The sequence below is a fragment of the Ectothiorhodospira haloalkaliphila ATCC 51935 genome, from assembly GCF_000633935.1.
Lineage (GTDB): Bacteria > Pseudomonadota > Gammaproteobacteria > Ectothiorhodospirales > Ectothiorhodospiraceae > Ectothiorhodospira > Ectothiorhodospira haloalkaliphila.
In genome coordinates this window covers 1,271,313-1,289,260 of sequence record NZ_KK214998.1, presented here as the reverse complement: position 1 = coordinate 1,289,260, position 17,948 = coordinate 1,271,313, and the positions used below count along the sequence as shown (strand labels likewise).

Genomic DNA, 17,948 nt, shown 5'->3' with positions numbered 1-17,948 from the left:
TCTCAGGCCAGTACGGAGTAGGCCGCTTTCAGGGATTGTCCTGTCCCTCGTCCATGTGAAGTTCGTTGATCTTGCGCGTCAGCGTATTGCGCCCCCATCCCAGCAGCCGCGCGGCATCCTGACGGCGTCCGCCGGTCTTTTTCATGGCGGCGCGGATCATGATGCGCTCGAAGGCCGGAGTGGCCTGCTCCAGCAGCGCCGAGTTTCCACGCGCCAGTTCCTGTTCCGCCCATTGGGCCAGGCCGTCTTCCCAGCCACTGATCTCTGCGTCGGCAGAGCGTTCATGCAGCTCTGGCGGCAGGTCGTTCATGTGGAGTTCCCGCCCCGAGGCCATCACGGTCAGCCATCGACAGATGTTCTCCAGTTGCCGCACGTTGCCGGGCCAGTCCAGGGTGGACAGGTAATCCTGCACCTCAGCCAGGGGAACCTTGCGTTCCACGTTCAGTTCCGAGGCTGCCAGTCCCAGGAAGTGATTGAGCAGCAGGGGGATGTCCTGGCGGCGTTCCCGCAAGGAGGGGACGTGGATGCGGATCACGTTCAGACGGTGAAACAGATCTTCCCGGAACAGGCCGTCCTTGACCCGTGAATCCAGGTTCTGGTGGGTGGCGGCGATGATACGTACATCCACCTTGACCGGCAGATGCCCCCCCACACGATAGAATTCCCCATCCGCCAGCACCCGCAGCAGCCGTGTTTGCAATTCGGCGGGCATGTCACCGATCTCGTCCAGGAACAGGGTGCCACCATCGGCCTGCTCGAAGCGCCCCCGCCGGGCGCTCTGAGCGCCGGTAAAGGCCCCCTTTTCGTGGCCAAAGAGCTCGGATTCCAGCAGATCCTTGGGGATGGCGGCGGTGTTCAGGGCAATGAAGGGCATGTGTGCACGGGGGCTGTGGCGGTGCAGGGCGTGCGCCACCAGCTCCTTGCCCGTGCCGGATTCTCCGTTGATGAGTACGGTGATGTTGGATCGGGACAAGCGCCCGATGGCGCGGAACACCTCCTGCATGGCGGGGGCCTCGCCGATGATCTCCGGTGTTTTTTCCGTGTCCTCGGGGGCATCGCGTCCACGTTCCCTGCGCAGTTGGCAGGCTCGACGCACCAGGGAGACCGCATCGTCCACATCGAAGGGCTTGGGCAGGTACTCGAAGGCACCGCCCTGGTAGGCAGAAACGGCGCTCTCCAGGTCGGAATGGGCGGTCATGATGATGACTGGCAGCTCGGGGTGATCCCGCTGCAGTCTTCCCAGCATCTCCAGTCCATCCATGCCCGGCATGCGGATGTCGGTCATCAGGGCGTCGGGCACGTCCTGTTCCAGGGCCTGCAGGGCCTCGGCGGCGGAGGCAAAGGATGTGACTTCGATGCCCGCGCGGCTCAAGGTGCGTTCCAGGACCCAGCGAATCGAGCGATCGTCATCAATGACCCAGATATGCTCTCGATTAGTCATCCTTCAACTCCACGGGTAGCAGCAGGGAAAATACGGTCTGGCCGGGGCGGGAGGTGCACTCGATCAGCCCGCCGTGCTGGTTGATCAGGGATTGCGCGATGGACAGGCCCAGTCCCGTGCCTCCGTCCCGGCCCGAGACCATGGGAAAGAAGATGCGTTCGCGAACCTCCTCACTGATGCCGGGGCCATGGTCGATCACCTGTATCAGGGCCACCAGCTTGTGGCGGACCTGGCCGATGGTGTACTGACGCAGCACGCGGCTGCGTAGTCGCACGACACCCTCTTCGCCCACAGCCTGCACTGCATTGCGGACAATGTTGAGGATGGACTGGATGAGCATGTCCTGATCAGCGTTGACGTCGGGAATGCTGGGGTCATAGTCCGTGCATATCAGAACACCTTCGGGGGCCTCCACGCTCACCAGGTTGCGCACGTGCTCCAGTGCCTTGTGGATGTTCTGGTGCTGGCGCTGGGGCAGGTTGTTGGGACCGAGCATGCGGTTCACCAGGTTCTGTAGCCGGTCGGCTTCGCCAATGATGATGCGGGTGTACTCCTGCAACTCCGGGTCGGGTAGTTCCCGTTCAAGCAACTGCGCGGCTCCCCGCAGGCCGCCCAGGGGATTCTTGATCTCGTGGGCCAGGCCGCGAAGCAGGGCCCGCGAGGCAGACTGCTGATTGAGAAGTTGTTCTTCCCGTGTGATCCGCAGTTGGCGGTCCACCTGCACCAGCTCGATCAGCAGGCGCCGCGGACTGCCCGGCTCGGAGATGGGCGATACGGTGATGTCCACCGTGACCTCCCGCTCGAAGTGCAGCGCCAGGAGGCGTTCCCGTTCGGTGAAGGGGTGCCCTGTGTTCAGTGACTGCTGCAGGCTGACCAGCAGCGTTTCGTCCTCCCGGAACAGGTCGCCCATGGGCAGGCCGCGCACGCGGTTGAGGCTGATCTCCATGAGCATTTCGGCCGCGGGGTTCATGAAATGCAGCCGCAGTCGTTCATCCGCCACCAGGATGGCAGTGGTCAGGTTCTCCAGCAGATGTCGGTGCAGTGTGTGATCCTGGGGCATATGGCTTTTCCTTCTGCAAAAACCGAACCAGCATGGATGCATGCACCGTGATCGGGCGTGGCCTGACCCCGGAGCGAGGCGTGGCGCCATTTTCGGGTGCGGGCAAAGATCACGAAGATGGTGCGTATGGCTCCGGGCGCACGCGCCTATGCACTATTATGGTGCAGGCCAGGTCCGCCTGCCATGTGCAGGGGCGAAGCTTGGAAGGTGAGGGCGGTTTCAGGCAGGTAGCCACGCGGCAAGGGTTCCAGCGCCAGGCGCGGGAGAGGGGGATCGGGCTCAGTTTCCACCGGGTCGGGTCTGCTGTCGCACCGTGGTGCGTAGCAGGTGGAAAGTGCTCTCCTCGGAAGCCTTCAGCGTCCGGTCGTTGCTGTCCAGGATTTCGGCCCTCAGGGTGTGGGTGCCCGGTGTGACCTCCTCCAGGGTGAATCGGGTGGACTCGCCCACGGCGGCGGTTTGACCATCCAGGACAATCCGCACCCGGTGGCCCTGGTCGGACTGAAGTTCCGGATCCACCTGGACCGACACATTCACCTCGCCCAGATTGGTGCGCACCACGTCATCATCGCCGGGGCTGGCGATGCTGATGCCGGTGTAGCCGGCGCTTCGTGCCTGTTCCCGCGCCTGTGCCTCTTCGCGCGGGGTGGGGCGCTCCAGGATCTCGCGGGCGTTCGGCAAGCCCGGCGTCACGGTGGGGCTGCGCACGTTCATGGGAGTGGCGTCCACGCCATCGGGGGGGGTATCGCCAAAGACCGTGTTGCCCTGATCATCGGTCCAGCGATACACCTCAGCCATGGCCGGTGCGGCCAGGGTGAGCAGCAGGAGCAGGGTGGTCAGGCGCGCGTTCATGACTTGACGATACCGCAGGGGTGCTGGACGGACAAGCGCCCAAAGAAAAGAGCCCCCGGCGTTGCCGGGGGCTCCTTACTGAATCACGATGACCTCAGGGGTCAGGTGATCACAGGCTGTAGTACATGTCGAATTCCACCGGGTGGGTGGTCATGCGCATGCGGGTGACCTCTTCCATCTTCAGGTCGATGTAGGCGTCGAGCATGTCGTCGGTGAAAACGCCGCCAGCGGTCAGGAACTCGCGGTCCTTGTCCAGTGCGTCCAGGGCCTGTTCCAGGGAGGCGCAGACCTGCGGGATCTGCTTTTCCTCTTCCGGGGGCAGGTCGTACAGGTTCTTGTCCATGGCTTCGCCCGGGTGGATCTTGTTCTGGATGCCGTCCAGGCCAGCCATCAGCATGGCAGCAAAGGCCAGGTAGGGGTTGGCGGTGGAGTCGGGGAAGCGCACCTCGATGCGGCGGGCCTTGGGGCTGGACACCCACGGAATCCGGATGGAAGCAGAACGGTTGCGGGCGGAGTAGGCCAGCATGACCGGGGCCTCGAAGCCGGGCACCAGACGCTTGTAGCTGTTGGTGGAGGGGTTGGTGAAGGCGTTCAGGGCACGGGCATGCTTGATGATGCCGCCCACATAGTACAGGGCCGTTTCGGACAGACCGCCGTACTTGTCGCCGGCGAACAGGTTCTGGCCGTCCTTGGACAGGGACATGTGCACGTGCATGCCGCTGCCGTTGTCACCCACCAGGGGCTTGGGCATGAAGGTGGCGGTCTTGCCGTAGTTGTGGGCCACGTTCTGCACCACATACTTGAGGATCAGTACCTCGTCGGCCTTGCGGGTGAGGGAGGCAGCACCCACGCCGATCTCGCACTGGCCGGCAGTGGCCACTTCGTGGTGGTGCACCTCGGTGGTCAGGCCCATTTCTTCCAGGGCCATGCACATGGCGGAGCGCAGATCCTGCAGGCTGTCCACCGGCGGCACCGGGAAGTAGCCGCCCTTCACGGTGGGGCGGTGGCCGATGTTGCCGTCTTCAAAGACCTTTTCCGAGTTCCAGCTGGCCTCGTCGGAGTCGATCTGGAAGAAGCAGTTCTGGATGGAGGTGCCCCACTTGATGTCGTCGAAGACGAAGAATTCGTTCTCCGGGCCGAACATGCAGCCGTCAGCGATGCCGGTGCTGGCCAGATAGGCCTCGGCGCGCTGGGCCAGGGAGCGGGGGCAGCGGTCATAGCCCTGCATGGTGGTCGGTTCCACCACCTGGCAGCGCAGGTTCAGGGTGGGCTCGTCGAAGAAGGGATCCATGACAGCGCTTTCGGTATCGGGCATGAGGATCATGTCCGATTCGTTGATGCCCTTCCAGCCGGAGATGGAGGAGCCGTCGAACATCTTGCCGCTTTCCAGTACGTCCTCGTCGATGGTGTGGGCGGGGACGGAGACGTGCTGCTCCTTGCCGCGGCTGTCCACGAAACGGAAGTCGACGAATTTCACGTCGTGTTCCTTGATCATGTTGAGTACGTCGCTTGCTGACATGCGTGCTCCTCCAGGGACTTGAATGATTGCCACTTTGAAATGGGTTGCCCACTGATCAGTCGGCAGGGGCGTTGAAAAACGTTCGGTCGGGATAATGCATGGACCGTGCCATGGTGTGAGTGGTCGAAATATGGGCCTGAGCGGGGCGGTCTGCCCGAAATGGGGTCACCGGCCTGCACCAGGATAGTGCATGCCAGGGTAGCATGCCTCATGTTGGGGCGGGGCAATACCCTGCATTGCCCCAGACCCGTGGCCCCCTGTGGCAGCGGCCCCCGGTCGCCAAGGGTGTATCTGGCACGAGCACCTGGGTTTCGCATCGGGGGCAGGGCCTGCCGAGGGGGGGGGGGGTCCTTACGGCGGGGCCGGACGCCTGAGTAGCTGCGATCTTCGCGGCCGAGGGCCGCTCCCACGGGAGTTCTTCCTGGGGTTCCCGTCAGGTTGGCCATGTCCCTTCCGTGGGAGCGGGCCTGCCCGCGAACGCGCGATAACCGTGGCCGGGGAAGTCTTTGCGGGCACCGTCTCGCGGCCGAGGGCCGCTCCCACGGGACGGCGCTGGTCTGGCTGCTGCCGACGCCGTTATAATGCGACGCCTTGCGTGGCCGGCGGCCCGCATGCCAATCACGAATCACTTCGGGTCGATCTGAATGTCCTCTCAAGACGTCTCAACCTTCCAGGGGCTCATCCTGGCCCTGCAGGACTATTGGGCCCGGCAGGGCTGCGTGCTGCTCCAGCCCTACGACATGGAGATGGGGGCCGGCACCTTCCACTGGGCCACCTTCCTGCGCGCCGTGGGTCCGGAGCCCTGGCGCACCGCCTATGTGCAGCCCTCGCGGCGCCCCACCGACGGACGCTATGGGGAGAACCCCAACCGCCTGCAGCACTATTACCAGTTCCAGGTGCTGCTCAAGCCCTCTCCGCCGGACTTCCAGGAACTGTATCTGGGCTCGCTCAAGACCATTGGCATCGACCCGCTGGTGCATGACATCCGCTTCGTGGAGGACAACTGGGAGTCGCCCACCCTGGGGGCCTGGGGCCTGGGCTGGGAGGTGTGGCTCAATGGCATGGAGGTGACCCAGTTCACCTACTTCCAGCAGGTGGGCGGCCTGGACTGCCGGCCCGTGAGCGGCGAGATCACCTACGGCCTGGAGCGCATCGCCATGTACCTGCAGGGGGTGGAGAGCGTCTATGACCTGGTGTGGACAAGGGGGCCGCAGGGCGTGGTGACCTATGGCGATGTCTATCACCAGAACGAGGTGGAACAATCCACCTACAACTTCGAGCACGCCGATGTGGAGCGCCTGTTCGCCTGGTTCGAGACCTGCGAACAGCAGAGTCGCCACCTGATCGAGCAGGGGCTGCCCCTGCCGGCCTACGAGCAGATGCTCAAGGCTTCCCATACCTTCAACCTGCTGGATGCCCGCCGCGCCATCTCCGTGACCGAGCGTCAGCGCTACATCCTGCGCGTGCGCGAACTGGCCCGCAGCGTCGCCAAGGCCTACCACGAGGCCCGGGAGGCCCTGGGTTTCCCGATGCTCCAGGGCAATGGGGGCAAGAAGGCCAATGGTCAGGCGCAAGGCGGACAGGGGTAAGACATGAGTGATGCACAGGATCTGTTGATCGAGATCGGTACTGAAGAACTGCCGCCCAAGGCCCTGCGGGAACTGCGCGATGCCTTTGCCCGGGAGGTGACCCGGGGCCTCGAGGAGGCGGGGTTCAAGGTCGGGGCGGGTCAGGCCTATGCCGCGCCGCGCCGGCTGGCGGTGTGGATCCGGGAGGTGCCGCTTCGCCAGGCGGATCAGGCCATGGAGCGCCGCGGGCCGGCGGTGAGTGCCGCCTTCGATGCCGAGGGTCAGCCCACCCGGGCGGCCCAGGGGTTTGCCGCCTCCTGCGGCGTGGAGGTGTCCGCCCTGGAGCGCATGGAGACCGACAAGGGCGCCTGGCTGGTGCATCGCCATGTGGAACCTGGTCGCGAAACCGCCGAGCTGGTGCCGGGGGTCGTGGAATCCGCCCTGGCCGCCCTGCCCATCCCCAAGCGCATGCGCTGGGGTGATGGCGATGCGGAATTCGTGCGCCCCGTGCACTGGGTGATCCTGCTGCTGGGGGACCAACCGATTCCGGGCACCATCCTGGGCATCCCCGCCGGGCGCGAGACCCGGGGGCACCGCTTCCACCACCCGGATCCGCTCCCTGTGCCGGAACCCTCCGCCTACGCGGACCTGCTGGCCCGACAGGGCCATGTGCTGGCGGATTTCGATGCGCGCCGGGAGGCCATCCGGGGGCAGGTGGAGCAGACCGCCGCCGAACTGGGCGGTCGCGCCGTGCTGGACGAGGCTCTTTTGGATGAAGTGGCCGCCCTGGTGGAATGGCCAGTGGCCGTGGCGGGCCATTTCGAGTCCCGCTTCCTGGACGTGCCCCAGGAGGCCCTGATCCTCACCATGCAGGACAACCAGAAGTACTTTGCCGTGGTGGACGACCAGGGGCGCCTGATGCCCCACTTCATCACCATCAGCAACGTGGACTCCCGGGCGCCCGAGCGGGTGCGCGAAGGCAACGAGCGGGTGATCCGCCCCCGCTTCGCCGACGCCGAGTTCTTCTGGAACCAGGACCGCAAGCGTCCCCTGGAAAGCCACCTGGACGCCCTGCGGCACGTGGTCTTCCAGCAGAAGCTGGGCAGCCTGTACGACAAGACCCAGCGGGTGGAGCAGCTGGCCGCGTACCTGGCCGGGGAGATCGACGCGCCGGAGAACGAAGCCCGGCGTGCGGCACGCCTGTGCAAGTGCGACCTGCAGACCCTCATGGTGTACGAGTTCACCGAGCTGCAGGGCACCATGGGGCGCCACTATGCCCGCTACGATGGCGAGGCCGCCTCCGTGGCCCGGGCCCTGGAGGACCAGTATCTCCCCCGCCACGCCGGCGACGACCTGCCCGGCGAGGCCGTGGGCCGGGTGCTGGCCCTGGCCGACCGCCTGGATACCCTGGTGGGCATCTTCGCCATCGGCCTCAAGCCCACCGGCGCCAAGGACCCCTTCGGCCTGCGCCGCGCCGCCCTGGGGGTGCTGCGCATCCTGGTGGAAGCGGAACTGCCCCTGGACCTGAAGGATCTGCTGGAGCACGCAGCCCGGGGCTATGGCCAGGCCGTGCCGGCCATGGAGGCCGTGCCCCAGGTGCTGGACTACATCATGGAACGCCTGCGCGCCTACTATCACGACCGTGGCATCCGCCCGGAAGTGTTCGACGCCGTGCTGTCGGTGCGTCCCACCCGGCCCCTGGACTTCGACCAGCGGGTGCGTGCCGTGGAAACCTTCCTGGGCCTGCCGGAGGCGGAACCCCTGGCCGCAGCCCACAAGCGCATCCACAACATCCTGCGCAAGGTGGAAGGCGACCTGCCCGAGCAGGTGGACCCGCAAAGGCTGCAGGAAGACGCCGAGCGCGCCCTGCACGAACGGCTCGAGGCCCTGTGGGCGCCCGTCTCGGCCCACTTCGATGCCGGTGAATACACCCAGGGACTCACCGAACTGGCCAGCCTGCGCGAGCCCGTGGATGCCTTCTTCGATCAGGTGATGGTCATGGCCGAAGACACCGCCCTGCGGGACAACCGCCTGGCCCTGCTCAACCGCCTGGCCGGCCTGTTCCTGCGGGTGGCGGACCTGTCCCGGGTGCCATGAAGCTCATCCTGCTGGACCGGGATGGCGTCATCAACCGGGACTCCCCCGACTACATCAAGTCACCGGAAGAGTGGATCCCCCTGCCCGGCAGCCTGGAGGCCATCGCCCGGCTCAGCCGGGCCGGCTGGCGGGTGGTGGTGGTCACCAACCAGAGCGGCCTGGCCCGCGGCCTGTTCGATGCCGCCACCCTGGATGCCATCCACGCGCGCATGACCGATGCAGTGGAGGCCGCCGGCGGCTCCCTGCAGGGCATCTATCACTGCCCCCACGGCCCCGACGATGGCTGCGACTGCCGCAAGCCCCGGCCGGGCCTGTTCCATCAGGTGGCCCGCGATCTGAATATCGACTTGGCCGGCGTACCCGCCGTCGGCGACTCCCCCCGCGACATCGAGGCCGCCACCGTCGCCGGCTGCAGCCCCCTGCTGGTCAAAACCGGCAACGGCGCCAGGGCCCTGGCCGAAGGCCGTATCCCCCAGGGCATTCCCGTCTACGAGGATCTGGCAGAACTGGTACAGGCCCTTCTCCGTCAGTGTCCCCCATCCCAGGGAGGCCCTCCCGAGCGAAGCCACTGACGTATCCAGTTCTCCCGAGGGGGTGGGTTCCTGGAGGCGGGTGTTCGCCGCATGGATGCGGCGATCAAGCCTACAGGGAGGTATTCACGGCGTCCCGCCGCAAGGAACCCACCCCCTCGGGAGAACGCCACCTCCGAAGCCCAGCCCAGCCCGGCCCAGCCCCGACACTGGCCCGCACCGGCCACGCTGGTTATCATGCAGCCTGCCCAAAACCCCTGAAATGACCCCGTGACCCGTCCACAGCCCACCCCGCTGCTATACCTGCGCGCCACCCTGTTCTGGGCCGGCTTTTCCGGTTCCACCATCGTGTTCGCCTGCACATTCCCCTTTCTCATCCTCCTGGACTGGCATGGCCGCTTCCGTGTCCTCTCACAATGGACCCGCTTCAATGTCTGGTGGCTCAAGGTCACCTGCGGCCTGGGCTTCGAAGTCACCGGCACCGAACACCTTGCCGGGGAAGCCAAGGTGCTTCTATGCAAGCACCAGTCCACCTGGGAGACCCTGGGATTGCAACGGGTGATCCCGCCCCAGGTCTGGGTGCTCAAGCGGGAGTTGATGCGCATCCCCCTGTTTGGCTGGGGCATGTCCCTGGTGCACCCCATCGCCGTGGACCGCTCGGCCGGGCGCAAGGCCATCAGCCAGTTGGTCCGCCAGGGCCAGGACCGGCTGCAGCGAGGACTTTGGGTGGTGATCTTTCCGGAGGGCACCCGCACCGCGCCCGGAGAACGGGGGCGTTACAAGCTGGGTGGCGCTGTGCTGGCGGCCCGCAGCGGTCGCCCGGTGATCCCCGTGGCCCACAACGCCGGGCTATATTGGCCCAAGGGCAGCTTCATCAAGTATCCCGGCACCATTCGCATGCAGATCGGGCCGCCCATCCCCACGGAAGGCCGCCGGGCCGAGGACATCATGGCCGACGCAGAAGAATGGATCGAGTCCCATACCAACGCCTTATGCGGGATACACAGCAACACAGAGACCCAGCCCGGGTCTGAAGGTCATCACGACGCCCCATGAGCCACTTTGATCTGAGTACGCGCACCCAGAGGGCGCGCACTCATGTGCATGCCCTCTGGGCCGATGACGGATGGGTGAGGGAGTTCGGGCTGTCCAACTTCCACCGGATATCGCATCGTGCGTTTCGCTCCGGCCAGCCCTCACCCCGACACCTGCACCGGCGCATACCCCGATATGGCATCCGCACGATGGTGAACCTGCGGGAAGAGGACCCGGACAACCCCATGATGGCCCTGGAGGCGGACGCCTGCCAGCGCCTTGGGGTGTCCCTTGAGCACCTCAAGCTGCACTCCCGCAGCCTTCCATCGCCCGAGTCGATACACGCGGCCCACGAGCTGCTCAATCGCATCGAATATCCAGTGTGGTTTCACTGCAAGTCCGGCGCCGACCGGGTGGGCGTGATGAGTACCCTCTACCTGCACTGGATGGAGGGCATGCCTCTGGACCAGACCCGGCAATTGCGACTCTGGCCCTATTTCCATTACCGATGGGCCAAGACCGGTCTGCTGGATTGGTTCTTCGAGAGCTACCTGCGGGATGCCGAACGAGAACCCATGGATCTGCTCACCTGGGTGGATACCCGCTATGACCGGGCCGTTCTCAGGAAGACGTTCCGCCCCAGTCGGCTGGCAGACTCCCTGGTCGACCGCATCCTGCGTCGGGAATAGGATCGGCCACCCTCAAGGTCTGTCGCCCAGGGTGATGGAGTGCAGTGGTACCGGGTGACCGATGTGATGACCCTGGACGTAATCCACCCCCATCTCCCGCAGGACCTGCAGGATGGCATCCGATTCCACGAACTCGGCGATGGTCTGTTTGCCCATCACGTGGGCGATGTCGTTGATGGACTGCACCAGCGCCCGGTCGGTCTCGTCCTGAGCCACGTCGCGCACGAACAGTCCATCGATCTTCAGGTAATGCACTGGCAGGTCGCGTAGATAGCCGAAGGAGGACATGCCACTGCCGAAGTCATCCAGGGAGAAACGGCAGCCGAGCGAGCCCAGGGAAGAGAACAGATGCCGGGCATTGTCCAGATTGCATATCGCCACGGTCTCGGTGACCTCGAAGCAGAGCTTTTCCGGTGGCAGATTGGATGTCTGCAAGGCCTCCAGCAGGAATTTGAGAAACTCACTGTTGCCCACCGAATGCCCCGACAGGTTGATGGCACAGGCATCCAGATGGTCCATGCGATCACGTTGGTCGCACATCCAGTCCAGCGTCTGGCGCACCACCCAGCGGTCAATGCGGGTGGACAGGTTGTAGCGTTCCGCCGCCGGCAGGAACGCCGATGGCGGGATCAGCTTGTCATCGTGATCCCGCATGCGCACCAGGATCTCGAAGTGTGTCCCCGCCTTCCTTCCCTCTGGAGCGACCGGTCGGATGGGCTGGCAGAAGAGCTGCAGACCGTTCTCCTCCACCGCCGAGTGGATGCGGCTCACCCAGTGCATGTCCCCCTGCATTCGCATCAGGCCGGTGTCGTCCTTCTTGAAGGCGTGCACCCGGTTACGGCCTGTGTCCTTGGCGGCGTTGCAGGCGGTGTCGGCCGCGGACAACAGGGTGATGCCGCTGCTGCTCTCGCGGGTTACAGGCACCAGCCCCACGCTCACGGTGAGCGAGAACTGGCGGTTCTCCCAGTGGAAGCGGTAGTTCTCTACCAGTTCACGCATTTCCTCGGCCAGACGCATGGCCTGCTCGGGGGTCACCTCGTGCAGTATCGCCGCGAATTCATCTCCCCCCAGGCGCGCCAGCGCGTCTCCCTGGCGGGCATGATCGGTGAGCAGGGTGGCAATGCGACGAAGCAGTTCATCTCCGGCCTGGTGGCCGCTGGTGTCGTTGATCAGCTTGAACTGGTCCAGGTCCAGATAAAGCAAGGCGTGCTGTACATGCTGACGCCTTGCATCGTGCAGGGCGCGCTCCAGACGGAACATGAGTTCGCGGCGATTGAGCAGGCCGGTGAGCGGATCGTGGCTGGCCTGATAGTCCAGCTGGGTGGACATGGAGCGGTATTCCGTGGCGTCCTGAAAGGTGATCACCGCGCCGCTGGCGGCGGTCCCCGCGCGAAGCGGCGTGATCGCCATGTGGACCGGCAGGGCCCGGCGGTCCCGGCGCCAAAGCACGGTTTCCAGCCGTTCCAGGGCCTGGCCGCTGCACAGTGCTTGATGCAGTGGTGAGTCTGGCCAGGCGACCGGCGTGCCGTCCTCGCGGGCCTTCAGCAACAGCCCATGGGCAGCGCGGCCCAGCAGGTCGGGGCGTGCATAACCCAGTTGCGTGAGTGCTTGCTGGTTCACGTAGGTGATCTGCCCCTGATCATCCACCGCAAACAGGGCCATGGGCGCCTGGTCCAGAAGCTGGTGCAGATGCCTGGCCAGTTGCGGTGCCTCCGTGGGGCCGGAGGGCACGGGCAGCGGGCTGGTCTCATGGGCCTGGGCGGGTTGCGCGCCATCGTATGGATCCGGGATCTCCATCATCAGGCCCTGGATGACGGCCCGCTCGCGGCGCCCGTCGTGGATGTAGGCCCCCATGTCTCGAACCCAGTGGGGTCGACCATCCAGGTCCTGGAGCCGGTATTCCAGGCAGTAGGCACGCTGGGTCTCGCGGGTTTGCCCCAGTGCGTCGAGGACCGCCTCCCGGTCATCCGGGTGGAGATGAGCCAGCCAGCGGTCATGATCCTTGAGAAACCGGCCCTTGTCCTGGCCGCTCATCCACTGTTTGAGGCGCGGACTGACATAAATGCGCTTCAGTTCGTCCACAGCCTTGGCCATATAGGGAATCATGGTGGGCACTTGATCACTGCCCTGCCAGGCATCAGGTGCTCGGTCCATGGCATGGACCTGGGCGATGACGCGCTCCAGATCATCGGGCGCTGGTTTGCCCTTCATCCGGGATGGGCCGGCAGAGGGCCGGAGAAGAGTCTTGCTCATGAGTTTCCCTGACACGAGGTCCTGTTGCGTCTTCAAACCCAGACTATAGACCAGCCCGAGGGTCTCAGGGGAGGGGGTGGCTGGCGAGGAGCCCTCTCACCACCTCACCTGCCAGGGTCAGCCCGAACAAGGCGGGCAGATAGGAGATCGTGCCGTTCACCGCCCGGGGGCGGCCGGATACCTGCCCATCAATGGGTCGATGTTCGCTTCCCTTGATGGGCGTCTCGGTGGAATACACCACCGGGTAGTCCAGATGTCCCCCCAGTCGACGCAGCCGCTTGCGCAGCTCACGCGCCAGGGGGCACTTCTCGGTTGTCGCCAACGGCCCCACGCGAACGGCGGTGGGATCAAGCCGCCCTCCGGCACCCATGCTGGAAATGACCGACAGACCGCGTTGCTGGCAGGTATGGACCAGGGCCGCCTTGCAGGCAATGGAGTCGATGCCATCCAGCACGAAGTCGCAATCTGCCGGCAGCAGGTCCGCGACATTGTCGGGACTGAGGAAGTCCTGCCGCACGATCACCCGCGCGGCCGGGTGGATATCAGCGATGCGTTCGGCCATCACATGGGCCTTGGGGCGCCCCAGAGTGGAGTGCAATGCCACCAGTTGACGATTGAGGTTCGAGGGGCCCACCACGTCGTGGTCGAGCAGGGTGATGCGGCCGACACCAGCCCGGGCAATGGCCTCGGCAGCACTGGCACCCACCCCGCCCAAGCCGGCGATGAAGACATGGCAGCGGCGCAACTGTTCCAGGCCTGCGTCTCCCAGGAGCATGCGGGTGCGTTCGTGGATGTCGGGTGTGTCGGTCACGGGTGGCTCAAGCGTCGGGTTGAATGGGCAGGTCGGCGGGCAACTGGAACAGGCGGCGGGCATTGTCAGCGGTGACCTGGGAGACCCTGAGCGGGTTGTCTTCACGCAACTGAGCCAGGGTGCGGATGATCTCGGGCAGGAATGCGGGTTCGTTGCGTTCACCCCGGTGAGAGACACCGGGCTGATCCGGGGCGTCCGTCTCCACCAGGATGCCTTCCAGTGGCAGCTCGCCCACCAGGCGCCGCAGGCGCTGGGCACGGGGATAGGTGATGGGGCCGCCAAAACCCAGCAGCATTCCCTGCTCCAGCAGCTTGTCGGCCTGCTGGCGGCTGCCGGAAAAGCTGTGCACGACCCCGGTAAGTTCTGGCCTTTCGCGCACCGCCCGGGTCACCTTGTCGACGGCGCGGCGGGCGTGGATGATCACGGGCAATCCGAACTGCACTGCCAGGTCCAGTTGCGCGGTGAAGTATGTCCACTGGACATCAAAGTCCAGGCCCTCAACAAAACAATCCAGACCACATTCGCCCACGGCCACCGCCGGTTCGCGGCCGAGCCAGTCAGCCAGTTCGTCCAGGTGCCCGGGCCGATGCCGGTCCAGATAGACCGGGTGCAGACCATAGGCCGGGTGGATGCCAGGGTAGCGATGGGCCACGTCGCGGACCCTCTCCCAGTTGTAACGACCAATGGCCGGTACCACCTGGGCCCTGACGCCGGCGGCGCGGGCGCGCTCCCAGCAGGCCTCCCGGTCGGGCTCGAAGGCCTCCACATCGAAATGGGAATGACTGTCTATACTGAAAGGAAGCATGGCTCAAGAATAACCCCAAATCCCGGGGCGTTGAAAAAAACGTCCGGGAGCGACACGTTATAGATAGATCGATTGAGGCCCATCAAGGGCCAAGGGAAATGTCATGGCAGGTTGGTTGACGGGTGAGGTGGTTGAACTCAAGCGCTGGACTCAGCGACTGTACTCGCTGCGGGTGGAGGCCCCCGTGGACGATTTCAAGGCAGGGCAGTTCAACCGGTTGGGGGTCACCATCGACGGCGAGCGCGTGGCCCGGCCCTATTCGTACGTGAATGCGCCCGATGAGCGGCCGCTGGACTTCTACTTCATCACGGTGCCGGAAGGATCCTTGACCAATCGCCTGCAGGAGCTGGGCCCTGGAGACACGGTGGAACTGATGTCCAGGGCCAATGGCTTCTTTGTGATGGACGAGATCCCCGACGCCGACGTGCTGTGGATGTTCGCCACCGGTACGGCGCTTGGTCCATATTTGTCCATACTCAAGACAGAGGCGCCCTGGCAACGCTTCGACAAGGTGGTGCTGGTGCATGCCGTGCGTACCGCCGAGGAACTCACCTACCAGGAGACCATCCAGGGCTTCCGGGATCGGGGCAGCCAATTCCAGTTCGTACCCTTCGTCAGTCGCGAGGAGGTTCGGGGCGCCCTGCCGGGGCGGGTGCCAGCGGCCATCGAGAACGGGCTGCTGGAGAGGCATACGGGGCTGCCGCTGACGCCGGATGTGTCCCAGGTCATGATCTGCGGCAACCCGGATATGGTGGCCGACACCAGCGCCGTGCTCAAGGCGAGAGGGATGACGCGCAACCGGCGCCGTGAGCCGGGCCATATCACCACCGAGAACTACTGGTGAGCGTGGGGTGAGCGGGTCGGGGTGCCGCTACCCTTCTCCCGCGCCATCGCCCTGGGTCCCCCGCTGCTCGGCACATTGCCGGCAGAGCCCCCGCCCCTCCACAATGGGCTGGTCCAGTGCAAAACCCTGGGACGAGGCCTTCTCGCGCAATGCCTGAGTCACCCCGGCATCCGCCAATTCCGTCACCACGCCGCATTGCCGACAGATCAGCAGCAGCGTGTCATGGGCCTGTTCCGGCTGGATGCAGCCCACGTAACCGTTGAGACTCTCGATACGATGCACCAGGCCCTGGGCCAGCAGGAAATCCAGCGCCCGGTACACGGTGGGCGGCTTCACGGTGTGGTCATGCGAACTGAGCTGATGAATCAGTTCATAGGCCTTCACCGCCTCATGACTTTGCCAGATCTGTTTCAGCACCCGCTTCCGCAAGGGGGTCAGGCGCACGCCCCGTTCCCGGCACAGGCGCTCGGCACTGTCCATGGCGCTGCGGATGCAGGCGGTATGGTCATGATGGGGATCGGCATGAGGTGGGTTCTGGGCCATCAGGGCGCTCGTCTGACTGCAATGGCCCTTCATCATACTCAGGTGAAAGGCCGGACCGCCATCGGTCAGGGTGAGTACGTCATCAGTGGACGCAACCCGGGGCTTGGGATAAGGTTCAAGCACGTCGATCGCGTGTGAGCCCTGGGCATGAGCCAGGCAGATCACACCACGCAGGCAGCGAGCACAAAGGGCCCGCCCATGGGGTAGTCAGGGACAGGAAGGCAGGGGATGATCGCCTCTTCAGGGAACTGAGGGCTGCGGGCCTTGTTTGCCTTTTGCTGGCATTCCTTCTCGTGGCACCGTCGGTCAATGCGGCGCCGCCTCCGGTGGTCATCGCCCACGAATCCTTGCCGGACAATGCCATCACACTGCCCATGCTTCGTGCCATCTTCAGCATGCGCCTGCAGACCCTTCAGGGAGAACGCCTCACCGTTTTCGTGCTGGACAGTCGTCACCCGGACCACGAGGCCTTCAGCAAGGAGGTGCTGGGCGTCTTTCCCTACCAGTTGCAAAATGCCTGGAATCGCGTGATCTTCTCGGGGACGGGCCGCGGGCCGGTCACCGTTGAGTCCCGTCAGGAGATGCTGCGCCAGGTGAGTCGGACCCCCGGGGGGGTGGGCTACGTGACCGGCCCGGCAGACCATCCGGGCATTCGGGTGATCAGCATGGAGGCCAGGTGATGAAACGCTCGGGCAAGGGAATCTGCATCTTCCTGGCCGCGCTGTGCAGCCTTTGGGTGGGGCAGGTGCAGGCGCAGGCCGGTGGGCCACTGGAACTGCATGGGTTTATCAGTCAGGGGTATCTGTATTCCAATGGCAACGACTATTACGGGCCGAGCCGGGATGGCAGCTTCGAGTTGACGGAACTGGGGCTCAATGCCCGCTACATGGTCACCCCTTCCCTGGCGTTGGCGGCCCAGGTGGTGAGCCGCCGCGCGGGTGAGTTGTATGACGGCGATCCTCGCCTGGACTACGGTTTTGTGGACTATCGGCTTCTGGACGGTTCGGTGGTTGGCGGTGTGCGCCTCGGTCGCGCCAAGATCCCCATCGGGTTTTACAACGAGACCCGGGACGTGGCCACCACGCGGCCGGGGATCCTCCTTCCCCAGACCATCTACGTGGAGGGGCTGGGTCTCCGGGACTTCTATACCGGTGTGGACGGATTACATACCTATTGGCAGTGGTTCACGGACCGGGGCCTGTTCCAGTTCGACCTGGGCCTGGCTGTCCCCACCACCATGCAGGACGAGACCCAGGCGGCCTTCCTGCGCACCCAGGATGCCCCGGGGAAGCTCAGGCTGACCAGCGGTCAGAACGCCCGCCTGCTGTATGAGCGGGATGGGGGTGCCCTGCGACTGGGGGCCACCTACTCCCGGGTACGCACCGAGTATCGCCCTGATGATCTGCCCAACCCTCCGCTAGAGGCCGGCGAAACGTCAGTGGACGCCCTGGTGCTCAGCGCCGAGTGGAACCGGGAGCGGCTGAGTCTGACCACCGAGGGGGTGGTCCGGCGCCTGCACCCCAAGGGCTACGGGCCGCTTACGGACGGTGCGTTTACAGAAGCAGGCTACTACCTGCAGGGCACCTATCGTTTCAATCACCAATGGGAGGGCTTCGTGCGCCACGAACAGCACTGGAATGACACCAGTGATCGCAGCGGCACACGCCAGTCCCGGGAGTTCGATCCGGTACCCGGGGTCGATCGTGAGCCGCATCGCTTCTACCAGCACCAATGGACCGTGGGCGCGGGCTGGCGGCCGACACCCCAATGGTTGCTGCGGGCCGAGTGGCACCACATTGATGGCACCGCCCTCACACCGCTCGCGGACAACCCGGAATTTGACCAGGGCGGCGGCCAGGCTCGCTGGGATCTGTTTGCCCTGCAAGCCTCGTTCACCTTCTGAT

General features: G+C 65.0%; 16 protein-coding genes. 8 read left to right on the top strand and 8 right to left on the bottom strand.

Translation table 11 applies throughout. The annotated features are described in order from the left end of the window. Nucleotides 1-28 precede the first annotated feature (28 nt). From ntrC to glnA, 4 genes are all read right to left on the bottom strand, one after another. The gene (ntrC, locus tag ECTHA_RS0113850; RefSeq protein WP_025283040.1) at nt 29-1,441 is read right to left on the bottom strand and encodes a nitrogen regulation protein NR(I); all 1,413 of its coding nucleotides are present in this window, start codon (nt 1,439-1,441) and stop codon (nt 29-31) included. Further along, nucleotides 1,434-2,501, bottom strand: a complete 1,068-nt coding sequence (gene glnL / locus ECTHA_RS0113845; protein WP_025283039.1) for a nitrogen regulation protein NR(II) — start codon at nt 2,499-2,501, stop codon at nt 1,434-1,436. Before glnL ends, ntrC begins: the two co-directional genes overlap by 8 nt. 279 nt (nt 2,502-2,780) lie before the next feature. Continuing rightward, entirely contained in the window at nt 2,781-3,350 is a 570-nt protein-coding gene (locus ECTHA_RS0113840) for a DUF4124 domain-containing protein (RefSeq protein WP_035369635.1), read from the bottom strand. Between the two features lie 109 nt (nt 3,351-3,459). After that, the gene (gene glnA / locus ECTHA_RS0113835; RefSeq protein WP_025283038.1) at nt 3,460-4,869 is read right to left on the bottom strand and encodes a glutamate--ammonia ligase; all 1,410 of its coding nucleotides are present in this window, start codon (nt 4,867-4,869) and stop codon (nt 3,460-3,462) included. A gap of 644 nt (nt 4,870-5,513) precedes the next feature. On the opposite strand from glnA, the gene glyQ reads away from it, so the two are divergent. The 5 genes from glyQ to ECTHA_RS0113810 all read left to right on the top strand — a co-directional run bounded on the left by glyQ (nt 5,514) and on the right by ECTHA_RS0113810 (nt 10,788). Continuing rightward, on the top strand, nt 5,514-6,458 hold the full coding sequence (glyQ, locus tag ECTHA_RS0113830; RefSeq protein ID WP_025283037.1) for a glycine--tRNA ligase subunit alpha: 945 nt from the start codon (nt 5,514-5,516) through the stop codon (nt 6,456-6,458). A gap of 3 nt (nt 6,459-6,461) precedes the next feature. Then, nucleotides 6,462-8,534, top strand: a complete 2,073-nt coding sequence (gene glyS / locus ECTHA_RS0113825; protein WP_026623817.1) for a glycine--tRNA ligase subunit beta — start codon at nt 6,462-6,464, stop codon at nt 8,532-8,534. Beyond that, on the top strand, nt 8,531-9,106 hold the full coding sequence (gene gmhB, locus ECTHA_RS18415; RefSeq protein WP_025283036.1) for a D-glycero-beta-D-manno-heptose 1,7-bisphosphate 7-phosphatase: 576 nt from the start codon (nt 8,531-8,533) through the stop codon (nt 9,104-9,106). The genes glyS and gmhB overlap by 4 nt, the downstream gene beginning before the upstream one ends. A 228-nt stretch (nt 9,107-9,334) precedes the next feature. Continuing rightward, entirely contained in the window at nt 9,335-10,120 is a 786-nt protein-coding gene (locus ECTHA_RS18410; protein ID WP_238984791.1) for a lysophospholipid acyltransferase family protein, read from the top strand. Further along, nucleotides 10,117-10,788, top strand: coding sequence for a protein tyrosine phosphatase family protein (locus tag ECTHA_RS0113810; protein WP_025283034.1), 672 nt, complete (start codon nt 10,117-10,119; stop codon nt 10,786-10,788). The genes ECTHA_RS18410 and ECTHA_RS0113810 overlap by 4 nt, the downstream gene beginning before the upstream one ends. Before the next feature lie 12 nt (nt 10,789-10,800). Here ECTHA_RS0113810 and ECTHA_RS0113805 read toward each other — a convergent pair whose 3' ends face one another. The 3 genes from ECTHA_RS0113805 to ECTHA_RS0113795 all read right to left on the bottom strand — a co-directional run bounded on the left by ECTHA_RS0113805 (nt 10,801) and on the right by ECTHA_RS0113795 (nt 14,657). Continuing rightward, on the bottom strand, nt 10,801-13,041 hold the full coding sequence (locus tag ECTHA_RS0113805) for an EAL domain-containing protein (RefSeq protein ID WP_029762729.1): 2,241 nt from the start codon (nt 13,039-13,041) through the stop codon (nt 10,801-10,803). A 64-nt stretch (nt 13,042-13,105) separates the two neighbouring features. After that, entirely contained in the window at nt 13,106-13,816 is a 711-nt protein-coding gene (locus ECTHA_RS0113800) for a tRNA threonylcarbamoyladenosine dehydratase (RefSeq protein ID WP_051582711.1), read from the bottom strand. A gap of 43 nt (nt 13,817-13,859) precedes the next feature. Next, nucleotides 13,860-14,657 carry a TatD family hydrolase gene (locus tag ECTHA_RS0113795; RefSeq protein ID WP_025283031.1) on the bottom strand — a complete coding sequence of 266 codons (798 nt, stop codon included), beginning with the start codon at nt 14,655-14,657 and terminating at the stop codon, nt 13,860-13,862. A 103-nt stretch (nt 14,658-14,760) separates the two neighbouring features. Between ECTHA_RS0113795 and ECTHA_RS0113790 the strand changes: the two genes are divergently transcribed. Beyond that, nucleotides 14,761-15,501, top strand: coding sequence for a ferredoxin--NADP reductase (locus tag ECTHA_RS0113790; RefSeq protein WP_025283030.1), 741 nt, complete (start codon nt 14,761-14,763; stop codon nt 15,499-15,501). A gap of 27 nt (nt 15,502-15,528) precedes the next feature. Here the strand turns inward: ECTHA_RS0113790 and ECTHA_RS0113785 are convergent, their stop codons facing one another. After that, complete coding sequence (locus tag ECTHA_RS0113785; RefSeq protein WP_338018739.1) at nt 15,529-16,167, bottom strand: transcriptional repressor; 639 nt, start codon at nt 16,165-16,167, stop codon at nt 15,529-15,531. A gap of 170 nt (nt 16,168-16,337) precedes the next feature. Here ECTHA_RS0113785 and ECTHA_RS0113780 point away from each other — a divergent pair, with 170 nt between their 5' ends. Then, complete coding sequence (locus ECTHA_RS0113780; RefSeq protein WP_203225284.1) at nt 16,338-16,724, top strand: type 2 periplasmic-binding domain-containing protein; 387 nt, start codon at nt 16,338-16,340, stop codon at nt 16,722-16,724. Continuing rightward, nucleotides 16,724-17,947 (top strand): TonB-dependent receptor, encoded by a 1,224-nt coding sequence (locus ECTHA_RS0113775; RefSeq protein WP_238984790.1) that lies wholly within the window; start codon nt 16,724-16,726, stop codon nt 17,945-17,947. Before ECTHA_RS0113780 ends, ECTHA_RS0113775 begins: the two co-directional genes overlap by 1 nt. Nucleotide 17,948 lies beyond the last annotated feature (1 nt).

Excerpts from the sequence above, each read along its gene's own strand:
- ntrC (WP_025283040.1), bottom strand. The coding sequence starts at position 1,441 with ATGACTAATCGAGAGCATATCTGGGTCATTGATGACGATCGCTCGATT.
- glnL (WP_025283039.1), bottom strand. The coding sequence starts at position 2,501 with ATGCCCCAGGATCACACACTGCACCGACATCTGCTGGAGAACCTGACC.
- ECTHA_RS0113840 (WP_035369635.1), bottom strand. The coding sequence starts at position 3,350 with ATGAACGCGCGCCTGACCACCCTGCTCCTGCTGCTCACCCTGGCCGCA.
- glnA (WP_025283038.1), bottom strand. The coding sequence starts at position 4,869 with ATGTCAGCAAGCGACGTACTCAACATGATCAAGGAACACGACGTGAAA.
- glyQ (WP_025283037.1), top strand. The coding sequence starts at position 5,514 with ATGTCCTCTCAAGACGTCTCAACCTTCCAGGGGCTCATCCTGGCCCTG.
- glyS (WP_026623817.1), top strand. The coding sequence starts at position 6,462 with ATGAGTGATGCACAGGATCTGTTGATCGAGATCGGTACTGAAGAACTG.
- gmhB (WP_025283036.1), top strand. The coding sequence starts at position 8,531 with ATGAAGCTCATCCTGCTGGACCGGGATGGCGTCATCAACCGGGACTCC.
- ECTHA_RS0113810 (WP_025283034.1), top strand. The coding sequence starts at position 10,117 with ATGAGCCACTTTGATCTGAGTACGCGCACCCAGAGGGCGCGCACTCAT.
- ECTHA_RS0113805 (WP_029762729.1), bottom strand. The coding sequence starts at position 13,041 with ATGAGCAAGACTCTTCTCCGGCCCTCTGCCGGCCCATCCCGGATGAAG.
- ECTHA_RS0113800 (WP_051582711.1), bottom strand. The coding sequence starts at position 13,816 with ATGCTCCTGGGAGACGCAGGCCTGGAACAGTTGCGCCGCTGCCATGTC.
- ECTHA_RS0113795 (WP_025283031.1), bottom strand. The coding sequence starts at position 14,657 with ATGCTTCCTTTCAGTATAGACAGTCATTCCCATTTCGATGTGGAGGCC.
- ECTHA_RS0113790 (WP_025283030.1), top strand. The coding sequence starts at position 14,761 with ATGGCAGGTTGGTTGACGGGTGAGGTGGTTGAACTCAAGCGCTGGACT.
- ECTHA_RS0113775 (WP_238984790.1), top strand. The coding sequence starts at position 16,724 with ATGAAACGCTCGGGCAAGGGAATCTGCATCTTCCTGGCCGCGCTGTGC.